Source organism: Collinsella sp. AM09-41 (assembly GCF_003473245.1).
In the GTDB taxonomy this organism is placed as follows: Bacteria; Actinomycetota; Coriobacteriia; order Coriobacteriales; family Coriobacteriaceae; genus Collinsella.
This window is the reverse complement of record NZ_QRMJ01000004.1, coordinates 123,873-149,762: the sequence shown is the minus strand read 5'-3', so window position 1 is coordinate 149,762 and position 25,890 is coordinate 123,873. Positions and strand designations below refer to the sequence as shown.

At 61.7% G+C, this 25,890-nt stretch carries 19 protein-coding genes; 17 read left to right on the top strand and 2 right to left on the bottom strand.

Features of this window, described 5'->3' with window-relative positions:
* Positions 1-248: 248 nt before the first annotated feature.
* Entirely contained in the window at positions 249-2,465 is a 2,217-nt protein-coding gene (locus tag DW112_RS06455; RefSeq protein WP_118328598.1) for an acyltransferase family protein, read from the bottom strand.
* A 187-nt stretch (positions 2,466-2,652) separates the two neighbouring features.
* Here DW112_RS06455 and DW112_RS06450 point away from each other — a divergent pair, with 187 nt between their 5' ends.
* The 9 genes from DW112_RS06450 to DW112_RS06410 all read left to right on the top strand — a co-directional run bounded on the left by DW112_RS06450 (position 2,653) and on the right by DW112_RS06410 (position 12,372).
* A complete protein-coding gene (locus tag DW112_RS06450; protein ID WP_118065956.1) occupies positions 2,653-3,648 on the top strand; it encodes a ribokinase in 996 nt (331 codons plus the stop codon).
* A gap of 4 nt (positions 3,649-3,652) precedes the next feature.
* Positions 3,653-4,627: a nucleoside hydrolase gene (locus DW112_RS06445; RefSeq protein WP_118065958.1), complete on the top strand. Its 975-nt coding sequence runs from the start codon at positions 3,653-3,655 to the stop codon at positions 4,625-4,627.
* A 227-nt stretch (positions 4,628-4,854) separates the two neighbouring features.
* Positions 4,855-5,865, top strand: coding sequence for a LacI family DNA-binding transcriptional regulator (locus DW112_RS06440; RefSeq protein WP_118328597.1), 1,011 nt, complete (start codon positions 4,855-4,857; stop codon positions 5,863-5,865).
* Positions 5,866-6,122: 257 nt separating this feature from the next.
* Positions 6,123-7,523, top strand: coding sequence for an L-fucose/L-arabinose isomerase family protein (locus tag DW112_RS06435; RefSeq protein ID WP_118328596.1), 1,401 nt, complete (start codon positions 6,123-6,125; stop codon positions 7,521-7,523).
* Positions 7,524-7,525: 2 nt separating this feature from the next.
* Positions 7,526-8,362: a transketolase gene (locus DW112_RS06430; RefSeq protein ID WP_197736868.1), complete on the top strand. Its 837-nt coding sequence runs from the start codon at positions 7,526-7,528 to the stop codon at positions 8,360-8,362.
* Complete coding sequence (locus tag DW112_RS06425) at positions 8,355-9,296, top strand: transketolase family protein (RefSeq protein ID WP_118328595.1); 942 nt, start codon at positions 8,355-8,357, stop codon at positions 9,294-9,296. The genes DW112_RS06430 and DW112_RS06425 overlap by 8 nt, the downstream gene beginning before the upstream one ends.
* A 143-nt stretch (positions 9,297-9,439) precedes the next feature.
* Entirely contained in the window at positions 9,440-10,930 is a 1,491-nt protein-coding gene (locus tag DW112_RS06420) for a glycerol kinase GlpK (RefSeq protein WP_118328594.1), read from the top strand.
* 164 nt (positions 10,931-11,094) lie between these two features.
* Positions 11,095-11,583 (top strand): S-ribosylhomocysteine lyase, encoded by a 489-nt coding sequence (locus tag DW112_RS06415; protein ID WP_118094890.1) that lies wholly within the window; start codon positions 11,095-11,097, stop codon positions 11,581-11,583.
* Positions 11,584-11,727: 144 nt separating this feature from the next.
* Positions 11,728-12,372: a DUF4867 family protein gene (locus DW112_RS06410; protein WP_118094888.1), complete on the top strand. Its 645-nt coding sequence runs from the start codon at positions 11,728-11,730 to the stop codon at positions 12,370-12,372.
* A 116-nt stretch (positions 12,373-12,488) separates the two neighbouring features.
* Here the strand turns inward: DW112_RS06410 and DW112_RS06405 are convergent, their stop codons facing one another.
* Positions 12,489-13,595 (bottom strand): AAA family ATPase, encoded by a 1,107-nt coding sequence (locus tag DW112_RS06405; RefSeq protein ID WP_118094886.1) that lies wholly within the window; start codon positions 13,593-13,595, stop codon positions 12,489-12,491.
* Positions 13,596-13,986: 391 nt separating this feature from the next.
* Between DW112_RS06405 and DW112_RS06400 the strand changes: the two genes are divergently transcribed.
* The 8 genes from DW112_RS06400 (at position 13,987) to DW112_RS06365 (ending at position 25,889) form a co-directional block, all read left to right on the top strand.
* Complete coding sequence (locus DW112_RS06400) at positions 13,987-14,835, top strand: PRD domain-containing protein (protein ID WP_117798875.1); 849 nt, start codon at positions 13,987-13,989, stop codon at positions 14,833-14,835.
* Between the two features lie 145 nt (positions 14,836-14,980).
* Positions 14,981-16,342 carry a PTS transporter subunit EIIC gene (locus DW112_RS06395; protein ID WP_117806567.1) on the top strand — a complete coding sequence of 454 codons (1,362 nt, stop codon included), beginning with the start codon at positions 14,981-14,983 and terminating at the stop codon, positions 16,340-16,342.
* Between the two features lie 140 nt (positions 16,343-16,482).
* Positions 16,483-18,708 (top strand): beta-glucosidase BglX, encoded by a 2,226-nt coding sequence (bglX, locus tag DW112_RS06390; protein ID WP_118094882.1) that lies wholly within the window; start codon positions 16,483-16,485, stop codon positions 18,706-18,708.
* A gap of 104 nt (positions 18,709-18,812) precedes the next feature.
* Positions 18,813-20,267, top strand: coding sequence for a family 43 glycosylhydrolase (locus tag DW112_RS06385; protein WP_118094881.1), 1,455 nt, complete (start codon positions 18,813-18,815; stop codon positions 20,265-20,267).
* Between the two features lie 121 nt (positions 20,268-20,388).
* Positions 20,389-21,987: a beta-galactosidase gene (locus tag DW112_RS06380; RefSeq protein ID WP_118094880.1), complete on the top strand. Its 1,599-nt coding sequence runs from the start codon at positions 20,389-20,391 to the stop codon at positions 21,985-21,987.
* A gap of 247 nt (positions 21,988-22,234) precedes the next feature.
* Positions 22,235-23,665 (top strand): 6-phospho-beta-glucosidase, encoded by a 1,431-nt coding sequence (locus DW112_RS06375; protein ID WP_117634553.1) that lies wholly within the window; start codon positions 22,235-22,237, stop codon positions 23,663-23,665.
* Between the two features lie 425 nt (positions 23,666-24,090).
* Positions 24,091-24,759, top strand: a complete 669-nt coding sequence (locus DW112_RS06370; RefSeq protein WP_118328593.1) for a histidine kinase N-terminal 7TM domain-containing protein — start codon at positions 24,091-24,093, stop codon at positions 24,757-24,759.
* A gap of 155 nt (positions 24,760-24,914) precedes the next feature.
* The gene (locus DW112_RS06365; protein WP_147351834.1) at positions 24,915-25,889 is read left to right on the top strand and encodes a hypothetical protein; all 975 of its coding nucleotides are present in this window, start codon (positions 24,915-24,917) and stop codon (positions 25,887-25,889) included.
* The last annotated feature ends 1 nt before the right edge of the window (position 25,890 follow it).

Genomic DNA, 25,890 nt, shown 5'->3' with positions numbered 1-25,890 from the left:
GCCCCTTTTTGTCCATGACCTCTTGGAGTCGGCTCGAAAAGAGTGATTTTGGGTTGTTTGCTGCGGGTGTGGGCTTGGAAACAACGTTCGGGGTGGCGAGGCGCCCAGAATTTGGTCGCAAGGAGGGCGTTCCTCGGCTGTGTCAGGAGTGTCCCTGGGTGCCGGCATATAAGGAACGTCCCTAACTGTCGGAGGGGGTGCCTGCCGTGGCGGGCACCCCTCCGGATGTGGGAAGTTTGCGCTGCAGGTTACTTGTCGGTGCCCAGCTTGTGCGGCTTGAGAGCGAGCGCATTGACGAGCGCGTCGGTGGCAGACTTGACGGCCGCCGGCTGCGGATCGTTGACGTGATCCTCGGGATGCACGGGCAGGTCCTTCTTGACTGCATCGTGGATCAAGTTGAGGTACTCAGTCACGCCAGTGGTCGACAGGTGCGTGCCGTCGCCGTCGAACAGGTCGTTGCGGTTGGCGCTGTACCCGTACCAGTCGATAACGCGAACGTTTTTGTAGCGCGTGGCGGCGTTGGCGATGGCCTGGTTGGTAGAGCCAACCCACGGCTGCGGGCTGCGTGTGTTCACAAACACCACAATACGCTTATCTCCCGCATCGGCCATGATGGCGTCGATCTGGTCGTCGGTTACCAAGCCATTGGTTCCCAGTGCAAAGACCACGATCTTGCCGGCAAGGTTCTGTTGGAGATAGCCCTCAAATGTCGCGCGGCCCGCATCAAACTGGCGGCCCTTTTCGGCATCGATATGGCTGTGCGGGAACACGCCGTCAAAGGAATCAACGGCGCGCAGCGACACGGAGTCACCGATCATCAACAGGTCGTAGGAGCCATCGGGGAAGCCGTCGTTGTCCTTGTCGGTGTCGTCGGCCGCCTGTTGGTCTGTGGGCGCGGTGTTTTTGGCTTCCTTGTTGAGGACTTCGGCGCCCTCACCGCTCAGCGCAGACGTCTCGGGCACAAAGATCAGGCCGCCCAGTGCAACGACCAACACGACAGCGCAGGCTGCGCAGACAGGGACGTGCGCGCGCACCCAGTTGGCGGGCGCGGTGGTGCCGTCGCGGAACTCGGATACGGTGCGCCCAAAGGCGCCCTTTCTAAACGGCGTCTCGATAAAGCGATATGAACATTCGGCTACGGCGACCACCAACAACACCTGCAAAATGTACTGCCACCACGGCGTATCGTTGATGTTGGCGACCGGGTTCATGAGCAACAGTAGCGGATAGTGCCACAGGTAGATGCTGTACGAGCGCTTGCCAACCCACACGAGCGGCTCGGCGGACAGTGCGCGGGCAACCATTCCCTGGGGCTGCACGCAGGCCGCGATGACCATGAGCGTGAGGATGGAGCATAGCAGCGTGCCGCCGCGATACTGGAACGCGGTGTAGCCGTTGGTGAGCGCGACCATGGCGGCAAGGCCAACCAGACCCACGACGCCCAACACATCGATGGATGCGGGCGAGGACCAAAAGCGCACGAGGGCGCTCGGCTGTGCCGGGACGGTCTCGGCTGCGTTGTCGGCCTTCTCGCCAGGCTTGCCCTCGGCGTTCTTGCCGTGCTTGGCGGCGCCAGCCAGGCGATTGAGCCCCAAACGATGAGCGAGACGCACCGGCGCCAGGTCGCGATTGGGGATAAAGGCCATCCAGGCGCCCAGCAGCAGCGAGAAGACGCGGGTGTCGGTGCCGTAGTACACGCGGCTGGGGTCGGCGGCAGGGTTGTAGAGCACCATCATGGCAAGGGCGGATACCGCTGCGAGTCCCAGGACCACACGGCGCGTGTTGGGTTTGCTCACATGCATGGACACCATGGCAAACAGCAGCGGTGGCCAAACCAGGTAGAATTGTTCCTCGATGGCGAGCGACCAAAAGTGCGTAAGCGGCGAGGGGTCGCCCAGGGCGTTGAAGTACGAAACGTCCTGCATAATCTGCCACCAGTTGTTAAAGAACAGCAGCGACGGCAGAATGTCGGGACGCATCTTGGTGAGCATCACGTGGTTGAAGACGGTGCACAGCGCACAGGTTACAACCACAACGGTCACCACGGCGGGGACCAGGCGACGGATGCGGCGGATCCAGAAGCTCTTGAGGTCGATGCGGCCGGTCTTTGATACTTCGTTGATGAGCAGGCGCGTGATCAGGTAGCCCGAGAGCACAAAGAAAATCGTGACTCCAAGCAAGCCGCCCTGCGCCCAGGTGAGGTTGAGGTGATAGAGCACCACCGCGACGACGGCAAGCGTGCGCAGACCGTCGAGGGCGGGGATATACCGAGATTTGGGGCGCGCGGGCACCTGCTCTTTTGTGGCGCTGCTGGCGTGGGCGCCCTTGTTGGCAGACGCGCGATGGGGGTCTGCGGCTTGGCGCGGCTCGGAGGTTTGGCGGCTGGCGCGCGAGCGTTCGTGCGGCGCCTGTTGATCGCTCGAGTGGCGTGAGCTGCGCGAGTTCGATCGCGGGAATTGTTCCATAAAACATCATCCAAATGACGAGAATAATCAGCACGCCTTTATTGTAGCCGCCTGCTCCTGTGAATGCTTGCTGCTGGCGCAAGCTCAAGCGCGCGTCCACATCAAAGTGAACTAAAGTTATAGAGGCGTGAGAGCGCACGATCGACGACCGGCAGCGGGTGCAGAGCCCGCGGACGAGGAGGTTTCCATGGCAGATTGCGGCATCGTCGCGGTGTTCGGCAGCATGAACATGGACCTTTCGGTGGCGTGCGAGCGCATGCCGCGTGCGGGCGAGACCGTCGGCGGCAGCGGGTTTATCACCAACGCCGGCGGAAAAGGCGCCAACCAGGCCGTAGCGGCTGCGCGCATGGGCGCGCACACATGCATGATCGGTGCGGTCGGTCGCGACGCGTTTGGCACGTCGCTCGTGACGGGGCTCCAAGACGCTGGCGTGAGCTGCGATTTTGTGGCGCGTCGCGACGACGTGGAGACGGGAACGGCGACCATCATTCGCTTTGGTGGCGACAACCGTATTGTGCTGTCGCCGGGCGCCAACCATGCGCTTACGGGCGAGGACGTTGCCTGCGCGCTGAGGTGCCTGGTGGCCGATGAACTCGACGGCGACGCCAGCAAGATTGCCCCGGCTGCCGGAAGCGTCTTTATCGCCCAGGGCGAATGCGACCTGGCGGCGACGGCCGAGGCACTCGTTTGCGCTCACGAGCTGGGGTTCTATACGGTCTTTAACCCGGCGCCGGCAAGTGACGTGCCGGCAGGGGCTTGGACGGCGGTCGACCTGGTCTGTCCCAACGAGACCGAGTGCCAGGTGCTGACGGGCATCTTGCCCGCGGATGATACGAGCTGCGCCGCAGCGCTCAATGCCCTGCTCGCCAAGGGTGCCGGAGCTGCGGTCATCACGTTGGGCGGTGCCGGGTCGGTTACGCTCGGCGACGACGGCGAGCTGCTGCGCATGCCGGCGCTTTCGAGCACGGTGGTCGATACGACGGCCGCGGGCGATACGTTTATCGGTGCGCTTGCCGCGGCTCGTCTGGAGGGCCTGCCGCTCTTTGAGTGCATGGCCGCGGGTGCCCGTGCCTCGGCGGTGACGGTGTCGCGCTTGGGTGCACAGCAGTCGATTCCCACGCGTGGCGAAGTCGAGCGCGCGTTTGGTTTAGACGATTACGTACAAGACGGAGAAGCGGAGTAGAACAATGGCAATCAAGAAGCTGATCCTTGATCTGGATATGGGTGTGGACGATGCGATGGCGCTTGCCTATGCCATCGCGAGCCCCGAGGTGGAGCTCGTGGGCATCACCACGTGCTTTGGCAACGTGCGCGTCGAGCAGTCGGCGCATAACTGCCTGGCGGTGCTCGACCTGTTGGGTCGTCCCGAGGTGCCGGTGTATCTGGGTGCCGACCGTCCCCTACAGGCGACCGAGCCCTATACGCCACCGGCGTCCACCACGCTCATCCACGGCAAGAACGGCATCGGCGGCGCGAGCGTGCCCGCGTCTCCCTACGAGCCAGTGGGGGCGACCTCGGCCGATGGCAATGCCGCGGTCGATTATCTGATCGATGCCGCGCGCACCTATGGGCCCGATCTGGTCTACGTAGCGACCGGCCCGCTCTCCAACCTGGCACTTGCCTTGGAGCGCGATGCGGCGGCGATGATGTCTATCGGCCGCGTGGTGGTGATGGGCGGCGCCCTGACCGTGCCCGGTAACGTGAGCGCGGGTGCCGAGGCCAACATGGCAAGCGATCCCGAGGCCGCCGATGCCGTGCTGCGCTCGGGCCGCAAGCTCACCATGGTGGGCCTGGACGTGACGCATCGCGTGGTGCTCACGCGCCGCGATGTTGCCGGCTGGACAGGCTCGGGCACCATGGCGGGCTGCGCATTTGCGAGCATGGTCGAGCACTACATTGGCTCGTACGAGATGAACGCACCCTACCTGGGTGGTTGCGCACTGCACGATCCCCTGGCCGTTGCCGTGGCGATCGACCCCACGCTCGTGGGTGCGCTCGGCTGCAATCTGCGTGTCGACCTGCTGGGCGAGTACCGTGGCCGCACCATCTGCGACGAGCACCGCCTGTCCGATCCCGACAAGAGCGCGCTTGTGGCGCTGACCGTTGACGCCCCGCGCTTCCTGTCCGAGTTTAAGGCGCGCATGGCCCGCGTCCTAGGTTAAACGATTCCTGCACCCCGCCCCATGTAGTCAATTTGGGACGGGGCTTTTTTAGCTACCGAGTAAATACGCCCGTTGGGGGAATAGTCGCGTCGCTTCGCTTGACAACAGGCTAAACTAGCTATTAAACATTTACTATTCTGTTTAGATTGAATTTGCGGTCGTTTAGTTGTCGAGTCACGGGGCGGTCAGGCCACGATGCTCCGCCACGACCGTTGCTAGGGGGAACAATGGCCAAAGCAAGTGTTCGCGAAATCAGCCGCATCACCGGTTTTTCGCCTGCGACCGTGTCCAACGCGCTCAACCGCAAGCGCAGCGTGAGCGAGGAGACCGCCAAAGTCATCCTGGAGTGCGCGCAGTCGCTCGGCTATCAGCAGTCGACGCAGCTCGAGAGCATCCAGTTTGTGCTCGCGCGCAAGACGGGCGCCATCCTGGACGAGAGCACCTTCCATCCCGCGGTTATTGAGGGCGTGGAGCGCCAGGCGCGTCGCCACGGCATGAGCACGAGCTTTGTCTCGCTCGACTTTAGCGACCTGGACGCCGTGCGTCCGCAGGTCGAGGGCCTGATCGCCGACCCGTCTGCCGCCATCGTGCTGATGGGTACCGAGCTGGGTGAGGAAGATTACGCCCTGTTCGCCAACGCTGCCGCCCACCTGATCGTGCTCGACGGCTGGAGCGACCGCCAGTACTTTGATGCCGTAGTCATTGCCAATACCGATTCGGTGCTGCGCGCCGTGGACTACCTTATCGAGAAGGGTCACAGGCAAATCGGCTATCTGGCAGGCGATCTTCGTATCCGCAACTTTAAGGATCGCGAGCGCGGCTATCGCCAAGCGCTTGAGGATGCGGACCTCGAGGCCAATCCGGCATGGCACGTCACGCTGGGCACCACGCTCGAAGGTGCCTATCGCGATATGGGTGCATGGCTCGACAGCGTCTCACGCGACGACCTGCCGACGGCTTTCTTTGCCGAGAACGACGTGCTCGCCGTGGGTGCCATGCGCGCGTTCAACGAGCACGGCATTCGCGTGCCCGAGGATGTCTCGATCATCGGCTTTGACGACCTATCTCTGGGCGCCTTCTCCAACCCGCCACTCACCACGGTGCATGTTCCCAAACACGAGGTGGGCGAGATCGCGGTGCGCCGTCTGGTGGGTAACATCCGCAATCCCAAGAGCTATACCTGCAAAACGGCCGTGTCGACCTATTTTGTCGAGCGCCAGAGCGTGCGCGAAATCTAGGCGGAGACGGCATTGCCTGCAGCGTGCCAAAGCTCGCTAGGGCAGTTAACATAGTGCCATTCAGAAGAGGATCCTTCGGGGTCCTCTTTTTGTTTCCCTTGTATGTTCAGTTTGTTTACATACCGTTTAGGCTGATTTCTCTACCGTTTACGAGACTTTCGCGCTAAACTTTTAAACAAAAGAGTAAAACATTTAGTAAACAGAACAAAACGAAACATGCGTCTGTTTACTGAACATGTGACTAGGGGAGGACGTACATGGATAAGATCAAGCTCGGTTTTGTGCCCACGCGCCGTAGCATCTTTAGCGCGCCGGACGCGATCAAGTATCGCGGCCTTACGGCTGATCGCCTGCGCGAGATCGGCGTCGAGATTGTGGATATCGACGACATCAACGACGAGGGCCTGCTGTTCGACGACAGCCATATCGCGCCTATCGTCAAAAAGTTCCGCGCCGAGGGCGTCGACGGCATCATGCTCTGCCACGCCAACTTTGGTACCGAGTATGTCTGCGCCCGCCTTGCCCGCGAGCTCGGCTTGCCCGTGCTGCTGTGGGGTCCGCGCGACGAGCGCCCCGAGCCCGACGGCACCCGTCTGCGCGATAGCCAGTGCGGCCTGTTCGCCACCGGCAAGGTCCTGCGTCGCTTCCAGGTTCCCTTCACCTACATGACCAACTGCCGTCTGACCGATCCCGAGTTCGAGCGCGGTGTCTGGGACTTTTTGGCCGTGTGCAACGTGGTCAAGACTTTCAAGCACACCCGCATCCTGCAGATGGCCACCCGTCCGTTCGATTTCTGGTCGACCATGTGCAACGAGGGCGAGCTGCTCGAGAAGTTCAACATCCAGCTTTCGCCCATCCCCATGACCGAGCTTGTCCAGGCTGTGCGCGACGCCCAGGCCGACGAGCAGGCCATGGCCGCCATGCTTGCCCACATCAACGACAGCTTTGAGATCTGCATTCCCGAGGACAAGGTCCCCGCGGTCGCAGGACTTGCCATCGCCATGAAGCGCCTGGTCGAGAAGTACGGCTGCAACGCCGGTGCCATCCAATGCTGGAACGCCCTGCAGGACGAGCTGGGCATTATGCCCTGCGCCGCCAACGCAATCCTCAACGAGATGGGCATCCCCATCGTATGCGAGACCGATATCCATGGCGCCATCACCGCGCTGATGGTCGAGGCCGCCGACCTGGGCCGTCACCGCGGCATGTTCGCCGACTGGACCGTGCGCCATCCCGATAACGAGAACGGCGAGCTGCTGCAGCACTGTGGTCCCTGGCCCTGCAGCTGTGCGGCCGTCAAGCCCAAGCTCACCTACCCGCTGGCGTTCGATCACCCCGGCGCGCTGACGGCCGAGGCCAAGCACGGCGACCTCACCCTTGCTCGCTTTGACGGCGACAACGGCGAGTACTCGCTGCTGCTGGGCAACGCTCGCGGCATCGACGGCCCGGCCGGCATGGGCACCTACCTGTGGGTCGAGGTCGACAACCTCAAGCGCCTCGAGACCAAGATCGTCGAGGGTCCCTACATCCACCACTGCGTCGCCATTCACGCCAACGTGGTGCCGGTGCTCTACGAGGCATGCAAATACCTCGGCATTGTCCCCGACCTGTACGACCCCATCGAAGAAGACGTCAAAGCTTACCTGCGAGGAGAGTAGAAATGGCAACTATCGAAGAGCTTGAGTCCCTGCGTTGGGACCTTCGCCGCGATTGCGTCGATATCATCATGGCTGGCGCCGGCGGGCACATCGGCGGCGACATGTCGGTCATCGATGCGCTGATGACCCTCTACGCCAACCACCTCAACATTTCGCCCGAGACCGTCGACGATCCCAACCGCGATCGCTTCGTGCTCTCCAAGGGCCATGCCATGGAGGCCTACTACGCGGTGCTCTGCCACGAGGGCTATCTTGACCTCGATGACGTTAAGGCCCGTTTCTCCAAGTTCGGCAGCCCCTACATCGGCCACCCCAACAACAAGCTCAAGGGCATCGAGATGAACTCGGGCTCGCTGGGCCATGGTCTGCCCGTGGCCGTCGGCATGGCGCTTGCCGGCAAGATGGACGGCCGCGACTACCGCGTCTACACCATCATGGGCGATGGCGAGCTTGCCGAGGGCTCGGTCTGGGAGGGCGCCATGAGCGGCGGCAACTACCAGCTCGATAACCTGTGCGCGCTCGTGGACCGCAACCGCCTGCAGATCAGCGGCAGCACCGAGGACGTCATGAAGCAGGATTCGCAGGAGGAGCGCTGGGCCGCCTTCGGTTGGAACGTGCTGTCCATTCCGGGCAACGACGTCCAGGCCATCGACGCCGCGCTGACGCTGGCCGCCGAGACCAAGGGTAAGCCCACGGTCATCATCCTCAACACGGTGAAGGGCTACGGCTCGCCGGTTATGGAGGACAAGGCCGCCTGGCATCATCACCTGCCCAACGATGAGGAATATGCCCAGATCATCGCCGATTTCGCTGCCCATAAGGAGGCTATCAATGGCTAACAAGATCGCCAACCGCAAGGCTATCTGCGACACGCTGCTCGAGGCCGCCGCAACCGATAAAGACATCGTCGTCTTGTGCTCCGACTCCCGCGGCTCCGCATCGCTCACGCCGTTCTTCGATCAGTATCCCCAGCAGTCCATTGAGGTCGGCATCGCCGAGCAGGACCTGGTGAGTATCGCCGCCGGTATGGCCTCGTGCGGCAAGAAGGCCTGGGCCGCCTCGCCGGCGTCCTTTGTGACCACGCGCTCGTATGAGCAGTGCAAGGTCGACGTTTCGTACTCCAACACCAACGTCAAGCTCATCGGCATCTCGGGCGGCGTGTCCTACGGCGCCTTAGGCATGAGCCATCACTCCGCGCAGGATATCGCCGCCATGAGCGCGATTCCCAACATGCGCGTGTATCTGCCGAGCGATCGATTCCAGACCGCCGAGCTCGTGCGTGCCCTGGTCGCCGACAACAAGCCGGCCTACATCCGCGTGGGCCGCAACCCGGTGGAGGACGTGTACACCGAGGACGAGTGCCCGTTCCAGATGGATCGCGCCACCTGGGTGCGTCGCGGCGCCGATGTGACGATTGTCGCCACCGGCGAGATGGTCCGCCATGCCGTGGACGCCGCCGATCTGCTGGCCGAGCAGGGCATCTCGGCAACGGTACTCGACATGTATTGCGTCAAGCCGCTCGATGCTGAGGCTGTGATCGAGGCCGCCGGTGCCACGCGCGCCGTCGTGACCGTCGAGGAGCACAGCCCCTTCGGCGGCCTGGGTTCCATGGTCGCGCAGGTCGTGGGCGAGCATTGCCCGCGTCCGGTCAAGTGCCTCTCCCTGCCCGATGCGCCGGTCATCACCGGCACGAGCCCCGAGGTCTTTGCGCACTACGGCCTGACGGGTGCCGGAATCGCGCAGACCGTCGCCGAGTTCTTGCCCGCAGAGTAGTTGGTGCATCGGGGACAGGTTTGCACCAATCCTTTTAGGTTGAATTCAGAGCAGGCCGGCTGCGCTCTCATGAGTCGGTCGGCCACTCGCTCCTTGTCCGTCGGGTTTTAGTTGTTGAATCGACGGGGGAGACAGGAGAGTACATGAGCAAATACATCATCGGAATCGATCAATCCACGCAGGGCACCAAGGCGCTGCTGGTGGACGAGGGCGGCCATTTGATTCATCGTGCCGATCGCCCGCATCGCCAGATTGTCAACGAGGTCGGCTGGGTGAGCCATGATCCAGCCGAGATCGCCGCCAACGTGCTGGCCGTGGCGCGCGCCGTGGTGGAGGAGACCGGGGTCGATCCGGCCGACGTCGCCGGCATCGGCATCTCCAACCAGCGCGAGACCACCGTTGCCTGGAGGCGCACGACGGGCGAGCCGCTGTGCGACGCCGTGGTGTGGCAGTGCGCCCGCGCCCGTGAGCTGTGCGACGAGCTGGCCGCGCGCGAGGGTGTGGCCGAGCTGGTGCGCGACACGACGGGTCTGGTACTCTCGCCCTACTATCCGGCGGGCAAGATGGCTTGGATTCTCGCGAACGTTCCCACGGCTGCCGAGGCCGCGGCGGCAGGCGAACTGTGTCTGGGCACCATCGATGCCTGGGTGGTCTGGACGCTCACGGGCGGCGCGGAGTTTCGCTGCGACTGGTCCAATGCCGGCCGCACGCAGCTCTTCGACCTGCGCCGTGGCTGCTGGAGCGAGCCGGTGTGCGAGGCCTTTGGCGTCGATCCGGCCTGCCTGCCGCAGGTGACCGATTCCGATGGCCTGTTCGGCATGACGGACCTGGGCGGCTTTTTGCCGGCGCCCGTGCCGGTGCACGGCGTGCTGGGCGACAGCCATGCGGCCCTGTTTGCGCAGGGTTGCCACAGCCGCGGCATGGCCAAGGCGACCTATGGCACCGGAAGCTCGGTCATGATGAACGTCGGCGACGAGTTCGTCGCCAGCTCGCATGGGCTTTCGAGCTCGCTCGCATGGCGTATGGACGGTGTGACCGAGTATGTTCTCGAGGGCAACGTGAGCTACGCCGGCGCCGTCAAGACGTGGCTGCGCGACGATCTTGAGCTCATCAATAACCCCGAGGAAGTTACCGACCTGTGCTACGCCGCCAATCCGGCGAGTCGCGTCTACTTTGTGCCGGCGTTTACCGGTTTGGGCGCGCCGCACTGGGCGAGTGACGCCGAGGCCTGCGTCTTTGGCATGACGCGCACCACGGGCCGTGCGGAGTTCGTAAAGGCCGCCGACGAGTCGATCGCCTATCAAATCTTTGACGTGATTGATGCGATGGTCGAGGATTCGGGCGCGGCACTGGCCGAGCTTCGTGTTGACGGCGGCCCCACGCGCGACGCGTACCTGATGCAGTTTGAGAGCGACTTGGTTGGCTCGCCCATCCGCATTGCGAGCAACGACGAGATGAGCGGTCTGGGCGCGGCCTGGGCCTGCGGCATTGCGCTGGGTATGTACACGCGCGACGTCGTTGACGTCTACGGCGCCCGCGGCATCGTGGAGCCTGCCATGTCTGCCGACGAACGAGCCAAAAAGATCGCCGGCTGGCGCCATGCCGTCAAATCAACAATTGCATACACTGCCTAGGCGGCTGCGCGGCACCCAAGGATTTTTCTGGGGATTAAACACTCATTGATCCCCGTCCCGGGCAGCTCATTTGGGACGGGGCTTTTTTGACTGGTATGATTGGTGCGACCATTCGAACCAGCTAAAAGTGCCCCGTCCCAAATTGACTACCGAGAGGATCTGCCATGGAGCGCATCGCGAGTTTTTCCGTTGACCATCTGCTGCTCGAGCCCGGCGTGTATGTGAGCCGCATCGACCGCGATCCGGCGACCGGCGCCGCCGTCACCACCTTTGACCTGCGCCTGACCACGCCCAACAAGGAGCCGGTCATGAACACGGCCGAGTGCCACACCATCGAGCACCTGGGCGCGACGTTCCTTCGCAATCATGCCGAGTGGTCGAGTCGTATCGTTTACTTTGGCCCCATGGGCTGCCGCACGGGCTTTTACCTGGTTGTCTTTGGCGAGCTGACGAGCGAGGAGATCTTGCCGCTCGTACGCGAGCTGTTCGAGTTCGTCGCTGACTTTGAGGGTGATGTCCCCGGCGCCGCTCCCGAGGAGTGCGGCAACTACCTGGACCAGAACCTCCCCATGGCAAACTGGCTCGCGCGCCGCTATCTCGACCGTGACCTGGCCGATATCGACGAGAAGCACCTGCACTATCAGCAGGCATAAGGGCTTTATCGCCCAAAACGCGCGCATTGAGCGCCTTCGCTTGCGCGGGGGCGCCTTTTTGTTAAGTGGTCGGGATGAGCGTTTAAAATCGCTCATGTTTGTTCTAGAATGTTCGTACTGTCACATAAACGAACAGGAGTGAACATGCATATCTACTCTGTCAACGATCCCGAGTTCAAATCCTATGGCAACGTTTGGGATAACGTTCCGTCCGAGCTCACGTCGCCCGTGCTCGAGGCGCTCTCTGCCACGCCCATTCCCGAGGGCAGCAAGTACGTAGCAAGTGCGCCGGAGCTCGAGGGCGTCAAGGATGCCGATAAGCTGGGCTTTCTCATGTTTGGCGGTCGTCCCTTCCAGCTCGGCTGGTGCAACGGCCACAACACACGCCTCAACTGCCTGGAGTATCACCGCGTCAGCGAGTTTAACCTGGGCGCCCGCGACTTTATCCTGCTCGTGGCGCATCGCTGGGAGATCGAGGACGGCAAGCTCGACACCGCGTGCGTCAAGGCGTTCCGCGTGCCGGCGGGTACGGTCGTCGAAGTCTTCAACACCACGCTCCACTACACGCCGTGCATGGTCGACGATGGCGGCTTCCAGGTGATGGTTGCGCTGCCCGCCGGCACCAATGGTCCGCGCCCCGAGGCTGCAGCCGACATGCCTGCCGCCGGTGACAGCTACTGCTACTGGAAGGCCGACAAGTGGGTCCTCTGCCACGCCGACAGCCCCAAGGCAGCCGAAGGCGGCTACGTGGGCCTCGTCGGCAAGAACCTCGACATCGCCGTGGACTAGAATCTTCCGTCTCGATCTGTAACATCTAGCGGGCTAAATCGTCTCTACCTGTTACAGATTGAGATAAACCGGGCCCAATCCACCTCAAAGGTACCTGCCCCCATTGTGGCGGCTGCCTAGAGCTGGCTGCGCAGGTAGTCGACCATATATGGAACGGCGAAGCGCACGTAACCGCGACGCGCCTGCTCGATAACGCCGGCGTCGATGAGGCGCCGGCGATACTTTTGCGCATAGTCGGGCGTGACTGACATGCGCTCCGCTATATCGGAAATGCGCGACACAGCGTCTTCGTCGTCAGTCATTGCGGCGAGAAACGCGACGTCTTGGTCTGATAGCGCGGCAAGTGTCGTCTCGCAAACGTCATTTTCGAAATCGACTTTCGACGCCTCGATGGCTCCATCGATTTGCTCTTGCGCCGCGCGTTCTCCTGCCTGGCAACGATTGGCGATGTTGTAGCCGATGAGCTGCAGCATGTAGGGCGAGCCCTGAGTTGCGCGAGCGGCGTCCAGCCGAAGATCGCTTGGGATATCAAGGCCGAGTTCTTCGAAAGCTCGCTGATAGCAGGCATCCACATCTCCGACTGAAAGCGGTTCGAGCGTGACCTTGCGTGCGCGGTTGAGAAATGTCAGTACGCGGTCGTTGAGTGTCGCGGAGACTGCTCCCGGGAGCCCTGCCATAACAAGCGCGACGTTGAGCCCCTCGCCGACGAGCTCTTGATAGGCGGTGACGAGTTGTCTGATTTCGGCTGAATTGGCCTGGAGCTCATCGATGAGGATGAGGATGCCATGTCCTTGCTCGGTCAGTTTGCGCGCCAGCTGCGTGAGCTTGAACTGGAAGCTTTTGGTTTCCTGCACATCGCGCGTGAACTCAAGGCCGGCTGAGAAGCCGAAGACGCTCAGGCTGCCACTCGTGAGTTTAGGAAGATGGCGTTTGTTAGCATAGGGCTCGCCTGCCTCTTGGATTTTTTCAACAATACGCTCGAGCATGTCCTCGGAGGCTACGGTGGGTGTGGCAACAACGAAGCCGAGCTTGCGGGCGCGATCGGCAAGTTCCCACAGGAGAACCGTTTTGCCGCTGCCTCGCTGGCCAAGCATGAGCATGGCACGGTCTCGATTGCCCGGCTCCTGCTCAAGGCCGGAGATGAATGTCGAAATCACGCTCCCACGCCCCACCAGATAGGACGGGCGATTTCCAAATGAGGGGGAGAAGATGGTTTCTGTCATAAGTCTCCTTTCCTTTTTTTCCTATTTTTTCCTTTTTTTCCTATTCGGTCAAATGACCTGCTGCCGAGGGCGGCTACGTAGGCCTCACGGGCAAGAACCTCGACATCACCGTGGACTAGGGTCCTTGTCTCAAACCACCACAAAGGTGCCTGTCCCCTTTGTGGTGCGCCTTTGGTTGCCTTTGCCTGGGGGGGGGTCAAGGGATGAACGGTAGAAAAACAGGGGCGAACGGTAACTTCTATAAAATCACTTTAATAACCCAGCAAAACCTCTATACTGGCAGCTGCACCGCGTTACTCCTCGGGAGGCGCCACGAGCACATGTCATAGCAACCACCGACTCGAGAGCCGGTGTGGCGAGATGTCTAAGTGGAGCCCAGGGGAGTTTTTTCATGCTGATAACCAAGGCAATAAACAACAACGTTGTCCTTGCGGAGGACGATGCCGGGCGCGAGCTCGTGTTGTTTGGCAAGGGCCTTGGCTTTCGCGGCGCCCCTTCCTATATTGAGGACGAAAGCGCCATCCAGCGGAGCTTCCGCGATATCAGCCCTGAGATGTACGATGCTGTCGCATCGCTTTCGGACGATGTCATCATTATCGCGTCGGGTATCGTGGATATCGCACGCAACGAGCTCAACTGCACGCTCAATCCCAATCTAGTCTTTACGCTCGCCGACCACCTTCAGTTTGCCATCGACCGCGCCCGCAAGGGTGCTTCGATCAAGAACCCGCTCTACGAGGAAGTCCGCCTCGTCTATCCGCGCGAGGCCGAGGTCGGTCGCCGCGGCGTCAAGCTCGTTATGGCTGTGGCCGAGGACGTTGATTTTCCTGAGACCGAGGCCGCTTCGATTGCGCTGCATATCGTCAACGCCGAGATGGTCGATGACGAGAACGCGGGCGCAAAGGGCAACATGGACTTGGTCGTAAAGAGTACCGAGGTCATCGATGCGGTCACCGGGATTATCGAGCGTACGCTTGGCGAGACCATCGACCGCTACTCATATAGCTATGCGCGCTTTGTGACCCATATGCGCTTTCTTATCAGCCGCCTTATCAAGGGTGAGGACGAGGAGACGCGCAATAGCGATCTTTTCAAACGAGCGACCAGCGAGTTTTCAGACGCGTACGCCTGTGCACGCGCAATCGACGAATACATGAGAGCAACCTGCGGCTGGCACTGCACGGACGAAGAGCTGCTCTATCTGATGATGCATATCAACCGGCTCTGCCCGGGACATTGATACGGCGGCCGGGCACCCGTCTAACTGCCCAACTGGCCGGCTTTGCGTCGGCAGACATCGCGGCATCGCCGCGCAACCTGCTGTTAAGCTCCAAGGCGCCGGGGCTGCAGATATCTTTGTAACGAGTGAAACAAGGAGGTTTCACATGGCACGCGATTACGAGGCTCTCGCCCGTACCATCGTTGAACTCGTCGGTGGCGAGGACAACGTCAAGTCCGTCACCCACTGCATTACCCGTTTGCGCTTTACCCTCAACGATGAGAAGAAGGCCCAGACCGAGAAGCTCAACCAGACCGAGGGCGTTATCTCCGTTCTAGTGGCCGCCGGTCAGTACCAGATTGTTATCGGCAATCACGTTACCGACGTGTATGACGCCCTGCCCAAGGTTTCCAACATCCAGCTTGGCGGCGAGGTCGAGGACGAGGCCGGTGGCAGCATCGTCAACCGCGCCATCCAGCTCATCAGCGGCATCTTTATGCCGATGCTTCCCGCCATGTCCGCCGCCGGCCTTCTCAAGGCCTTTGTGATCATGGCCAACTCCTTTGGTTGGCTCGCGGCCGAGTCCACCACCTACCAGCTGCTTTACGCCATCGGCGACGGCGTGTTCTACTTCATGCCGGTCTTCCTTGCCCGCACTGCGGCCAAGAAGTTCAAGTGCAACGACTGGACGGCCATGGCCATCGCCGTTGCGCTGTGCTACCCCACGCTCTCCACGCTCTTTAGCGCCGGCGACCCGGTTGACCTCTTTGGCATCCCGGTAACGCTCATCAGCTACACGAGCTCGGTTATCCCCATCATCTTTGCCGTGTACGCGCAGTCCTGGATCGAGAAGGGCCTCAATAAGGTCGTCCCCGATATCCTCAAGGGCTTGATCGTTCCCGTCGTGACCCTCGTCGTGGCCACCGCGCTCACCCTCTACATCATCGGCCCCGTCACCGACTTCATCGGTGGTCTCATCGCTAACGGCCTGGTTTCCCTGCTTGAGGTTGCCCCGCTGCCCGCAGGCTTCCTCATCGGTCTGCTTTGGCCCTGCCTCATCATCTTTGGTATGCACTGGGCCTTTATCCCCATCATCCAGATGAACATCGGTATGCTCGGCTATGACGTCATCCTGCCCATTACCGTCGGCACCAACTTTGCCATGGGTTTCGCGGTCCTTGCCATCTTCCTCAAGACCAAGAACACCGAGCTCAAGGAGCTCGCCGGCGCTGCCGCCATCTCTGCGCTCCTCGCCGGCATCACCGAGCCCGCCATCTACGGCGCCGTCCTCAAGTACAAGCGCCCGTTTGTGATCGCAATCGTCTCTTGCGGCATCTGCGGTGCCATCGCTGCCACTTTTGGCCTGCACCAGCCCGCGCTCATGACCACCTCGCTCATCACCATCCCGGCCATCATCGGCTCGGTGGGTATGGAGGACGTCATCGCGCTCGCCGTCGCCTCCGTCCTCACCTTTGTGGGCACGCTGACCTTCGGCTTCAACGACGACATGATCCTCGAGAACAATTAGTTCTGGGAAACCGGCGTCTTTGGACGCCAGCACACGGGGCGCGGCGCCAGATGCGCCCCGTGTGCTCTTATGGGAGGGCGCTGACCCCTACACGAATCCGGCGTCCTCCCATAAGGGCACACAACAGAAACGAGGTAGCCATGAAGCAATCCGAGCTCGTTGACCTTTTGGGGCGTATGACCCTGCGCGAGAAGATCGGGCAGTTGGTGCAGCTTGACGGTGGGTGCTTTGGCACCGATGCCGTAGCGGTTGGTCCGCGTGCCAAGCTGGGCGTGACGCAAGAAGATGTTGACGTATGCGGCAGCGTGCTCAACGTGTTGGGCGCCGAGGAAGTGCATCGTATCCAAGATGCATATCTTGAGCGCAGCCGTCTTAAGATCCCGCTCGTCTTTATGGCCGATGTGATCTATGGCTATCAAACCTGCTATCCAATCCCCCTGGGCCTGGGAGCCACGTGGGACCCAGAGCTTATCCGCGAGGATTACAAGCTTATTGCCGAAGAGGCCGTGGCCGATGGCTGCATGGTGACCTTTAGCCCGCCGGTGGACGTGGTACGCGATGCCCGTTGGGGTCGCTGCCTGGAGATGCCGGGCGAGGATCCGTACCTAAGCAGCCGCTTCGCCCGCGCGATGGTCGAGGGCTTTAAGGGTGACGGTGCGCCGCAGAAGAGCCTGGCCAGCTGCGTCAAACACTTTGCGGGCTATGGTGCGCCCGAGGCGGGTCGCGAGTACAACACGGTGGATATGAGCGAGTGGCGCCTGCGCAACGAGTACCTGCCTCCGTACCGTGCGGCGGTCGAGGCTGGTTGCGATTTGGTGATGACGAGCTTCAACACCATTGATGGCATCCCCGCCACGGCAAACCGCTGGCTCATGCACGACGTGTTGCGCGACGAGTGGGGCTTTGACGGTCCCATCATCACCGATTACGCGGCGATCGACGAGCTCAGGGCACACGGTGTGGCGGCAAACCGTCGCGAGGCGGCCAAGCTCGCCATAAACGCCACGGTCGATATCGACATGAAAACGCCCTGCTATGCGCATGAGCTCGAGGGCCTGGTTAAGGCAGGCGAGGTCTCGATAGAAGCAATCGACGCCGCGTGCCTGCGCGTGCTTGAGCTCAAGAACAAGCTGGGCCTTTTTGAGGACCCGTACCGCACCTGCTCGCCCGAGCGCCGTGCGGAGGTCACTTGCACCCCGGAGCGCCTCCAGAGTGCACGGGATACCTGCGACGAAGCGCTCGTGCTCCTCAAGAACGAGGGCGGGCTGCTGCCGCTTGCGACGGGTGCCGAGGCGCCGCGCGTGGCGCTCATAGGCCCCTATGCCAACAGCCACGACATCATAGGTATGTGGGCGATCCACGCCGACAAGTCGCATTCCGTGACACTTGCCGAGGCCTTTGCCGAGGTGCTGGGCGAGGACGGCTTTGGTTGGGCACAGGGCTGCCCCATGCTCGACGACTACAGCGAGCTGGGCGAGTTTGGCAAGATTCCGGCGTTTGGCGCGCCGACGGGAGAGAGCACGGATCCGGCGGCCATGGAGGCCGAGGCGCTCGAGCTGGCCGCATCGAGCGACGTGGTGGTCATGGCGCTCGGAGAACACATGCTGCAGAGCGGTGAGGGCGGAGCGCGTACGGACATTACCATACCGGCTCCGCAGAAGCGCCTGCTCAAGCGCGTGCGCGCGCTCGGCAAGCCTGTGGTGCTCGTGCTCTTTAACGGGCGTCCTCTTGCCCTCACTGACGTGATCGATGATTGCGATGCAATCGTAGAGGCGTGGTTCCCCGGTACGGCTGGTGGGCGTTCGGTAGCCGACGTGCTCTTTGGAACGGTCAATCCGAGCGGCAGGCTCACGGTGAGCTTCCCACATAACGTGGGCCAGGAGCCGCTCTACTATGCGCAGCTCTCCACCGGACGTCCCGCTAAGACATCAACGCATAGCGGTCGCTTTGTGAGCCGCTATATGGACTGCCCTAACGATGCGATGTTCCCCTTTGGCTACGGCCTCTCGTATCATACGGCGCGCTACGATAACCTGCGCCTGAGTGCGGACGAGCTTACGGCGGACGGTGTCATCGAGGTCTCAATCGACGTGACCAATGAGGGCGATATTGCTGGTACTGAGGTCGTGCAGCTCTATATCCACGACAAGGTGGCAACGCGCGTGCGCCCCATGCTCGAACTGCGTGACTTTGCGCGTGTTGAGCTTGCGCCGCGTGAGCGCCGCACGGTGACGTTTATCCTGCGCGAGGAGGCTCTGCGTTTTTGGACGCCCGAGCACGGCTGGGCAAGCGAGCCCGGCGCGTTTGAGGTCATGGCGGGGCCTAACAGCCGCGACCTGTTGGTGGGGGAGTTCGAGCTCGTCTAGCTGCATTTGCTTAACGAATGGTGCACGCGGTGCGCGGCAGGCGTTCGGTCTTGTCGCCGGCGCCCGTCCGGTACCGTGCCCGATATCGATAGGAGGGGTCTGACATGGCTCATATCGCAACCAATCCGTATCTGCCGGGATGGGAGTATATCCCCGATGGCGAACCGCATGTCTTTGGTGACCGAGTCTACGTGTATGGAAGCCATGACGCACCCGAGGGCACCGCATACTGCCCGGGTGACTACGTGTGCTGGTCAGCCCCGGTGGACGATCTGGGCTCCTGGACGTTTGAGGGGACCATCTGGCGCAAAGAGGATGACCCGGCCAATGTCGATCGAACCGGGTACGGCGCGCCCGATGTGTGCCAGGGTGCCGACGGGCGGTTCTATCTGTATTACTTCACGCTAAGCATGACGAGCGGTTGCGTCATGTCGGTCGCCGTGTGCGATGAGCCGGCGGGACGCTACCGCTATCTGGGCCCTATTGCCAAGCCCGACGGCTCGCCGTTTGCGGGCGAGGAGGGCTGGGGCATGCCCTTTGACCCGGCAGTCCTTCCCTGCGGGGACGGGGGCTGCTGGCTCTACTATGGGTTTGGCGCCAAGAAGCCGAGCTCGCGCATGCCCGCATGTTCCATGGAGGGCGGCTACGTGGTGCGGCTCGGCGCCGATATGCGCACGATGGCCGCGACACCCAAGCATCTGGCTCCGGCAGTGACGCAGGCGGCGGACACGGGTTTTGAAGGGCATGCCTTCTTTGAGGCCTCGAGCATCCGCGTGCTCGACGGGCGCTACTACTTTGTCTACTCGAGCGAAAACGGACATGAGCTCTGCTGGGCCACGATGCCAACGCCGGAAGGTCCGGTAACCTACGGCGGCGTGCTCGTTTCCAACGGCGATGTGGGCCTGCCCGGGCACGAGGCCGAGGACGCCGCTGTGATGGACCTGGGCAACAACCATGGCGGCATGGCGCGCATTGCCGGGCGCGACTACATCTTCTATCACCGTCATACGCACGGTGCGCAGCACGCGCGCCAGGGGTGCGCTGAGCCCATCGAGATTGCTTCCGATGGACATATCGAACAAGTAGAGATAACGAGCTGTGGGCTCAATGGCGGAGCGCTTCCTTGCGGGCGCGCGTACCCGGCGAGTATTTGCTGCTACTTGGTGGGGCCGGCCGGCGCGGTTCACTATTCCGGCAATCTGGAAATCGCCGATAACCATCCGGTGATTACCCAGGAAGTCGATGCGGGCTGTATGACTTCGGCACGTACCTATGTGGCCAACCTCTGCGATGGAGCGGGCGTGGGCTACAAATACCTGGCGTTTTCCGGTGCGGAGCGCACGGTGGAGCTCGAGGTGCGCGGGGATCTTGCCGGTGTGGTGAGTGTGCGCTTGGACGCGCCGGATGGCGCTGAGTTGACGCGCGTCGAGCTCGTGCCAGGCGAGGGCTGGTGCACGGTGGTCGCATCCCTGACGAAGACCGTTGCCGGTGACCATGCACTCTACCTGGCTATCGAGGGCGTCGGTTCGGTCGATCTCGCCTCGTTTGCCGTCCTTTAACCCATCTCCCATCGGAGGGGCGGCTCGCATGGACGACAGGTAGGCCCTGGTCGCGCGTCCGGTGCTCTCAACACGGCTCGGCCCTCAGGGGGTTGAAACAAAACGGAAGAATGGAGTTGCCATGGCGGAAATTCCGCAGTTGTACACCTGTGCTGGCGGCGGGCAACGCCTGATGGTGGACGGCCGGCCTTATACGCTGTTTGCGGGCGAGTGCCATAACTCCGCCTCGGGTGGGCGCCGCGCTTTTGCGGATGCTCTCGATCGCGCGCGGGCGCTCGGTATGAATACCGTGCTCGCCCCGGTTACCTGGGAGCTTTTGGAGCCCGCAGAGGGCGAGTTTGACTTTGGCCAAGTGGACATGATGCTCGAGCTTGCCCGCGAGCGCGGGCTGCGCCTGGGCGTGCTGTGGTTTGGCGCGTACAAAAATGCGCAGTGCTACTATGCGCCCGCGTGGGTCAAACGCGATATCGAGCGTTTTCGCCGTGCGCAGATGGTGCCCGGGCAGAACAAGGTTCGCTATGCCGAGTTCCATAACTTTGAGATCACGGCGCTTTCGCTCTATTGCGAGGAGACGCGCGCGGCGGATGCCGGCGCCTACGCGGCTTTGATGGCGCACCTGCGCGAGGTGGATGCGCAAGATCATACGGTGATACTCGTGCAGGTAGAAAATGAGTGCGGCCAGATGGTCGCGGCACGTGAGCACTCGCCTTGGGCGGATGCTGCCTTTGCGGAGAGCGTGCCTACGGAGCTGATCGAGGCGCTTGCGGTCGATCCTACCTCCCTGGCGTCTGAGCTTGCGGAAGCCCTTGAAGCGGGCGCCGGCTCTGGTTCGTGGGAACAGGTTTTTGGCGAGCATGCCGAGGAGATGTTTACCACCTACCACATGGCTCGCTACGTGGAGGCGGTCGCCGCAGCGGGCCGCGCCGAGCATCCGCTGTCCACGGCCTGCAATTGCTGGCTCGACAAGGGTCACAAGCCTGGGCGCTTTCCCACGGGCGGTCCCAACCTGCGCGTGATGGGCGTGTGGAAGCATGCCGCCCCGAGCATCGACATGCTGGGCCCCGATATCTACATCCCGGCGTTTTGCAAGGTCTGCGACGGATATGCGCGCGAGGACAACCCGCTCTTTATCCCCGAGACCGCGACGCACGCCTACGCCGCCGCGCGCCAGGTCTGGGCGGTGGCCCATCACCATGCCCTGTGCTTCGCTCCTTTTGGTTACGAGGAGATGGGCGAGCCCTTTGGCGATTCGGCGGGTATTCTCTTTGGCATGGATACGAGCGACCCCGCTTTGCTCACGCCTCAGGACCGGGAGGAATATGCGGAGGTCACGCGTGGGCTGGCTCAGTTATTTGAACTTGCCGAGGACGATGCCGCGTACGCGACGCTCGATGCCGTGACGAGTGAGGTGGCAGCCGAGGGCCTGCTCGATATGGGTTCCATAGCAATTAAGGTGAGCTTTGATGAGGGTGCCCTGCCCGGTGCGTGTGCGGCCCTTCGCGCCGCCGACGGCGCCGTGTACCTGCTTGCGCTTCGTTGCGGCTTGGCGCTCGAGTCGCACGCGGCGGGTGAGCCGCATGTGGATGTGGCGTCGCTCGAGACGGGGACCGTTGAGAACGGCGCGTGGGTGCGCGACTGCCGTCTCAACGGCGACGAGGTCGCCATTATGCGCTATAGCTCTCCCGTGCTTCTTCGTTTGGAGGCCATCACGTACGCTTAGCCGCAGTCATTGCCGCCCGGCCCCTCACTTCCTTTCCTCCCCGGGGACGGGTTCCTGTGGAGGAAAAACCTCGAGAGGCGAACCTGTTGCTAGGGGACGAAGCGAGGTATCAGGAAGTGTCAGTCGCTGCGGGCGGATGAGGCCGTTGGGGCGAAAAGAAGTTTCGAGCTGTGCCGTTGCCGTTGAGCGACGCGCTGTTTGTAGAGATACTGAACCTATGACAATTATCGTGTGAAAGGATTGATGCATGGCTTTCCGTAAAGACTTCCTGTGGGGCGGCGCGACGGCTGCCAACCAGTGCGAGGGCGCTTACGACGTGGATGGCCGCGGCCTAGCCAACGTGGATGTGGCACCGCACGGCCCCGAGCGCTATGCGGTGGTCTCCGGCCAGCGCAAGATGCTCGACTTCGAGGACGGCTATTACTACCCCGCGCAGACTGGCATCGATTTCTATCACCATTACAAGGAGGACATCGCCCTCTTTGCCGAGATGGGCTTTAAGACCTTCCGCATGAGCCTGGCGTGGACCCGCATCTTCCCCAACGGTGACGAGACTGAGCCCAACGAGGCCGGCTTGGCCTTCTACGAGGACGTGTTCCGCGAGTGTCAGGCGCACGGCATTGAGCCGCTCGTGACCATCACGCACTTCGACTGCCCGATTCACCTCATCAAGGAGTACGGCGGCTGGCGCAACCGCAAGCTCATCGACTTCTACAAGAACCTCGCGACCACGATCTTCACCCGCTACAAGGGTCTGGTGAAGTACTGGCTTACCTTCAACGAGATCAATATGATCTTGCACCTGCCGTTTATGGGTGCCGGTCTGGTCTTTGAGGAGGGCGAGAACAAGGAGGCCGTCGAGTACCTGGCCGCCCACAACGAGCTCGTCGCCAGCGCTTGGGCAACCAAGATCGCTCACGAGATCGACCCTGAGGTCAAGATCGGTTGCATGCTTGCCGCAGGTAGCTACTACCCCTACAGCTGCCGTCCGGGCGATGTGCGCCAAGCGCAGATTGACAACCAGAGCAACTATTTCTTCGTCGACGTTCAGAGCCGCGGCTACTACCCGGCCTATGCCGTCAAGAAGCTCGAGCGTTTGGGCATCGATGTGGGCATGACGGATGAGGACCGCGAGATCCTGGCCGCCAACACCGTCGACTTCATCAGCTTTAGCTATTACAGCACCCGTTGCTCCGCCGGTGCCGATAACCCCGATGTCGAGCGCACCCAGGGCAACGCCTTCGCCGGCGCCAAGAACCCCTACCTGCAGGAGAGCCAGTGGGGCTGGGCCATCGATCCGCTGGGCTTCCGCATCACCCTCAACGACCTGTACGACCGTTATCAGAAGCCGCTGTTTGTGGTCGAGAACGGCCTGGGCGCCAAGGATGTTGTCGAGGAGGATGGCTCCATCAACGACGACTACCGTATCGACTACCTGCGCCAGCATATCGCCGCGATGCGCGATGCGGTGACCGAGGACGGCGTTGACCTGCTGGGCTACACCACCTGGGGCCCAATCGACCTGGTGTCTGCCGGCACGGGCGAGATGTCCAAGCGCTACGGCTTTATCTATGTCGACCGCGATGATGCGGGCAACGGCACCCTCAAGCGTTCCAAAAAGAAGAGCTTCGACTGGTACAAACACGTCATCGAGACGAACGGCGAGGACCTGGCCTAAGGCTTCCCAACAACCATAGCCTCCTAACCAAAACGCCCGGCGAGCAGTTAATGCCCGCCGGGCGTTTTGTTAAAAGAAGTGAAAGCACTCATTGGGGACGTACTTAAATGAGCGCCCGCAGAATGAGAGTGGATAATCTCCCGTTTTTAGCCTGTTTGTGGGCTCAAAGTGGGAGATTATCCACTCTCGCCATTTGGGCGTCCAAAAATCCTCGCTCGTTTTGTCTTAGTCATTGGGGACGTTCTTAAACGGCTAGTCGCTGGCGACGTCCCTCGCCGTCGGCGGATTTTGGGACATGTGGCCCGCTTTTTGGGCCCGCCTGTCGGTACACTAAAAGCACTATGGGTACCTGCGAGCGACATATCGGCCACGCGGCCGCCCGATCCGCACCCGTGGCGGATCCCAGGGGCGGCAGGCTCTTCGCCATGCCGCGATTCCTTGTTGGCATATCGCATGGCGTGTATCGCCACCGCGTCTTTGTTATCGCCGGCGCCATTACCGCGCTGTTCCTTATGCTTTTGGCAGTCTTGCCGGCACTGTTCGCCTCCGACCCCAAGCTTTCCAACACCGTGCCCGCCTATAGCGAGGTGTCCGAAGAGGTCGTGGATGCGCTCGTCCACTCGAGCTCTCTCCCGCTGCTTGTCGCCGCAATTGCATTTTCAATCTGGGGTGTGTTGGCGTACCTACGCTGCTTGGACTACGTCTTGCGCCGCCGCCTTGTTGCCATCGCCGCCATTTGTGCCCTGTGGATGATCGAGGTCATCCTCAAATATAAGTCGTTCACGCCGTTCTATGCCACCGTGCTGTGGTACCTGTACTACGTGCCCATGACGCTCATTCCGCTGATCTACCAGCTGTGCGGTCTGCGCCTCGCGGGTTTGGAACAGCATCGTATGGGGCGTCGGTACCGCACCGTTTTGTGGGTCATGGCTGTCCTGCTTATCAGCTTTGTGCTTACTAACGATGTTCATCAGCAGGTCTTCCATTTCGATCGATCGAGTGGAACCTGGACAACGATTACACATATGGTTGGGGCTACGGTACCGTTCTGGTATGGACAGCCTTTAACTTCGTTGCCTTTTTTATCTTGGTAGGACGGTCCTCGTCTTTTCGTATTCAGCGTTTCTCGGGCACGGCCGCGCTTGTCCTATTGGGCGGCGCGTTCTTTGCCATTTCATATGCGCTGCGTGTGCCCTGGGCATGGAGGCTTAATTTTTCACTTGTCTACTGCGTCCTGTGCGTGGTGGCGATGGAAATCTGTCTCGATTGCGGTGTCATCCCGTCGTACCACGATATCGCCGGTATTTTCGGCACCTTGCCGCTTGACCTCAAAGTTCTAACGCGTGACCTGCAGGAAGTCTATGTCACGCCGGTGTCAAAGCCAATGCCGGTAGGCGTGCGTGAGGAGTTGCGGATCCAAGAGCACGGGCACGCTCACGCCTTTGCCGTGGCGTCCGATCCCGATGTAATGTATCGCGCCTTTCCGCTGCTGGGTGGATCGGCTCTCCTTGCCCAGGACGTCTCGGAGCTCAACGAACTCAATCGCGAACTGGCGCATCGTCGCATGGAGCTGCAACGCCAAAATGAGCTGCTTGCCGCCGACTACGACCTTAAGACACATTTGGCAGACCAAGAGGCCGAGACCTTACTGGTCCAAGACGTGGACCAAGCGCTTGCCCGTGCGCTCGAAGGGATGTACGACCTGTTGAGCTCGCTGCCGCCGTTGACCGATGAGGCATCTTCGCACGAGCGTTACCGCATGCTGCAGCGCGCCAAGATGCTCGTCGCCTATTGCAAACGCAAGGGGTCGCTCACGTTGGCACAGCACGGGGAGAGCGGTTTTGACCGCGACCGCATTCAGCTCATCGCCAACGAGCTTGCAAGTGACCTGCGCATCATCGATGTCGATTGCGCCTCGATTATCGCCATACGGCGCCCGATGCACGCCAGTACGGTAAGCGCCCTGTACGACTGCGTGTATGACTTTGCGTTTTTTGCCTACACCACCGACCATCCGGCGCTTATGTATCACTTGGGCGACCATGACCGGTGCAGTGTCGAGCTGCGCGCCACGCTTTTTTCCAACGATGATGAAGATCTTTCGCAGACGCCCGCTGCGCAAGAGCTCGAAAGCGCTCTGCAAGGGCGCAACGTGGCATACCGCCTTGAGGGCGAGCCCGGCCAGCTGCGCATGATCGTCTTGATGCCGAGGGCGGGTGAGTGAC

Excerpts from the sequence above, each read along its gene's own strand:
- DW112_RS06455 (WP_118328598.1), bottom strand. The coding sequence starts at position 2,465 with ATGGAACAATTCCCGCGATCGAACTCGCGCAGCTCACGCCACTCGAGC.
- DW112_RS06450 (WP_118065956.1), top strand. The coding sequence starts at position 2,653 with ATGGCAGATTGCGGCATCGTCGCGGTGTTCGGCAGCATGAACATGGAC.
- DW112_RS06445 (WP_118065958.1), top strand. The coding sequence starts at position 3,653 with ATGGCAATCAAGAAGCTGATCCTTGATCTGGATATGGGTGTGGACGAT.
- DW112_RS06440 (WP_118328597.1), top strand. The coding sequence starts at position 4,855 with ATGGCCAAAGCAAGTGTTCGCGAAATCAGCCGCATCACCGGTTTTTCG.
- DW112_RS06435 (WP_118328596.1), top strand. The coding sequence starts at position 6,123 with ATGGATAAGATCAAGCTCGGTTTTGTGCCCACGCGCCGTAGCATCTTT.
- DW112_RS06430 (WP_197736868.1), top strand. The coding sequence starts at position 7,526 with ATGGCAACTATCGAAGAGCTTGAGTCCCTGCGTTGGGACCTTCGCCGC.
- DW112_RS06425 (WP_118328595.1), top strand. The coding sequence starts at position 8,355 with ATGGCTAACAAGATCGCCAACCGCAAGGCTATCTGCGACACGCTGCTC.
- DW112_RS06420 (WP_118328594.1), top strand. The coding sequence starts at position 9,440 with ATGAGCAAATACATCATCGGAATCGATCAATCCACGCAGGGCACCAAG.
- DW112_RS06415 (WP_118094890.1), top strand. The coding sequence starts at position 11,095 with ATGGAGCGCATCGCGAGTTTTTCCGTTGACCATCTGCTGCTCGAGCCC.
- DW112_RS06410 (WP_118094888.1), top strand. The coding sequence starts at position 11,728 with ATGCATATCTACTCTGTCAACGATCCCGAGTTCAAATCCTATGGCAAC.
- DW112_RS06405 (WP_118094886.1), bottom strand. The coding sequence starts at position 13,595 with ATGACAGAAACCATCTTCTCCCCCTCATTTGGAAATCGCCCGTCCTAT.
- DW112_RS06400 (WP_117798875.1), top strand. The coding sequence starts at position 13,987 with ATGCTGATAACCAAGGCAATAAACAACAACGTTGTCCTTGCGGAGGAC.
- DW112_RS06395 (WP_117806567.1), top strand. The coding sequence starts at position 14,981 with ATGGCACGCGATTACGAGGCTCTCGCCCGTACCATCGTTGAACTCGTC.
- bglX (WP_118094882.1), top strand. The coding sequence starts at position 16,483 with ATGAAGCAATCCGAGCTCGTTGACCTTTTGGGGCGTATGACCCTGCGC.
- DW112_RS06385 (WP_118094881.1), top strand. The coding sequence starts at position 18,813 with ATGGCTCATATCGCAACCAATCCGTATCTGCCGGGATGGGAGTATATC.
- DW112_RS06380 (WP_118094880.1), top strand. The coding sequence starts at position 20,389 with ATGGCGGAAATTCCGCAGTTGTACACCTGTGCTGGCGGCGGGCAACGC.
- DW112_RS06375 (WP_117634553.1), top strand. The coding sequence starts at position 22,235 with ATGGCTTTCCGTAAAGACTTCCTGTGGGGCGGCGCGACGGCTGCCAAC.
- DW112_RS06370 (WP_118328593.1), top strand. The coding sequence starts at position 24,091 with ATGCCGCGATTCCTTGTTGGCATATCGCATGGCGTGTATCGCCACCGC.
- DW112_RS06365 (WP_147351834.1), top strand. The coding sequence starts at position 24,915 with ATGGAAATCTGTCTCGATTGCGGTGTCATCCCGTCGTACCACGATATC.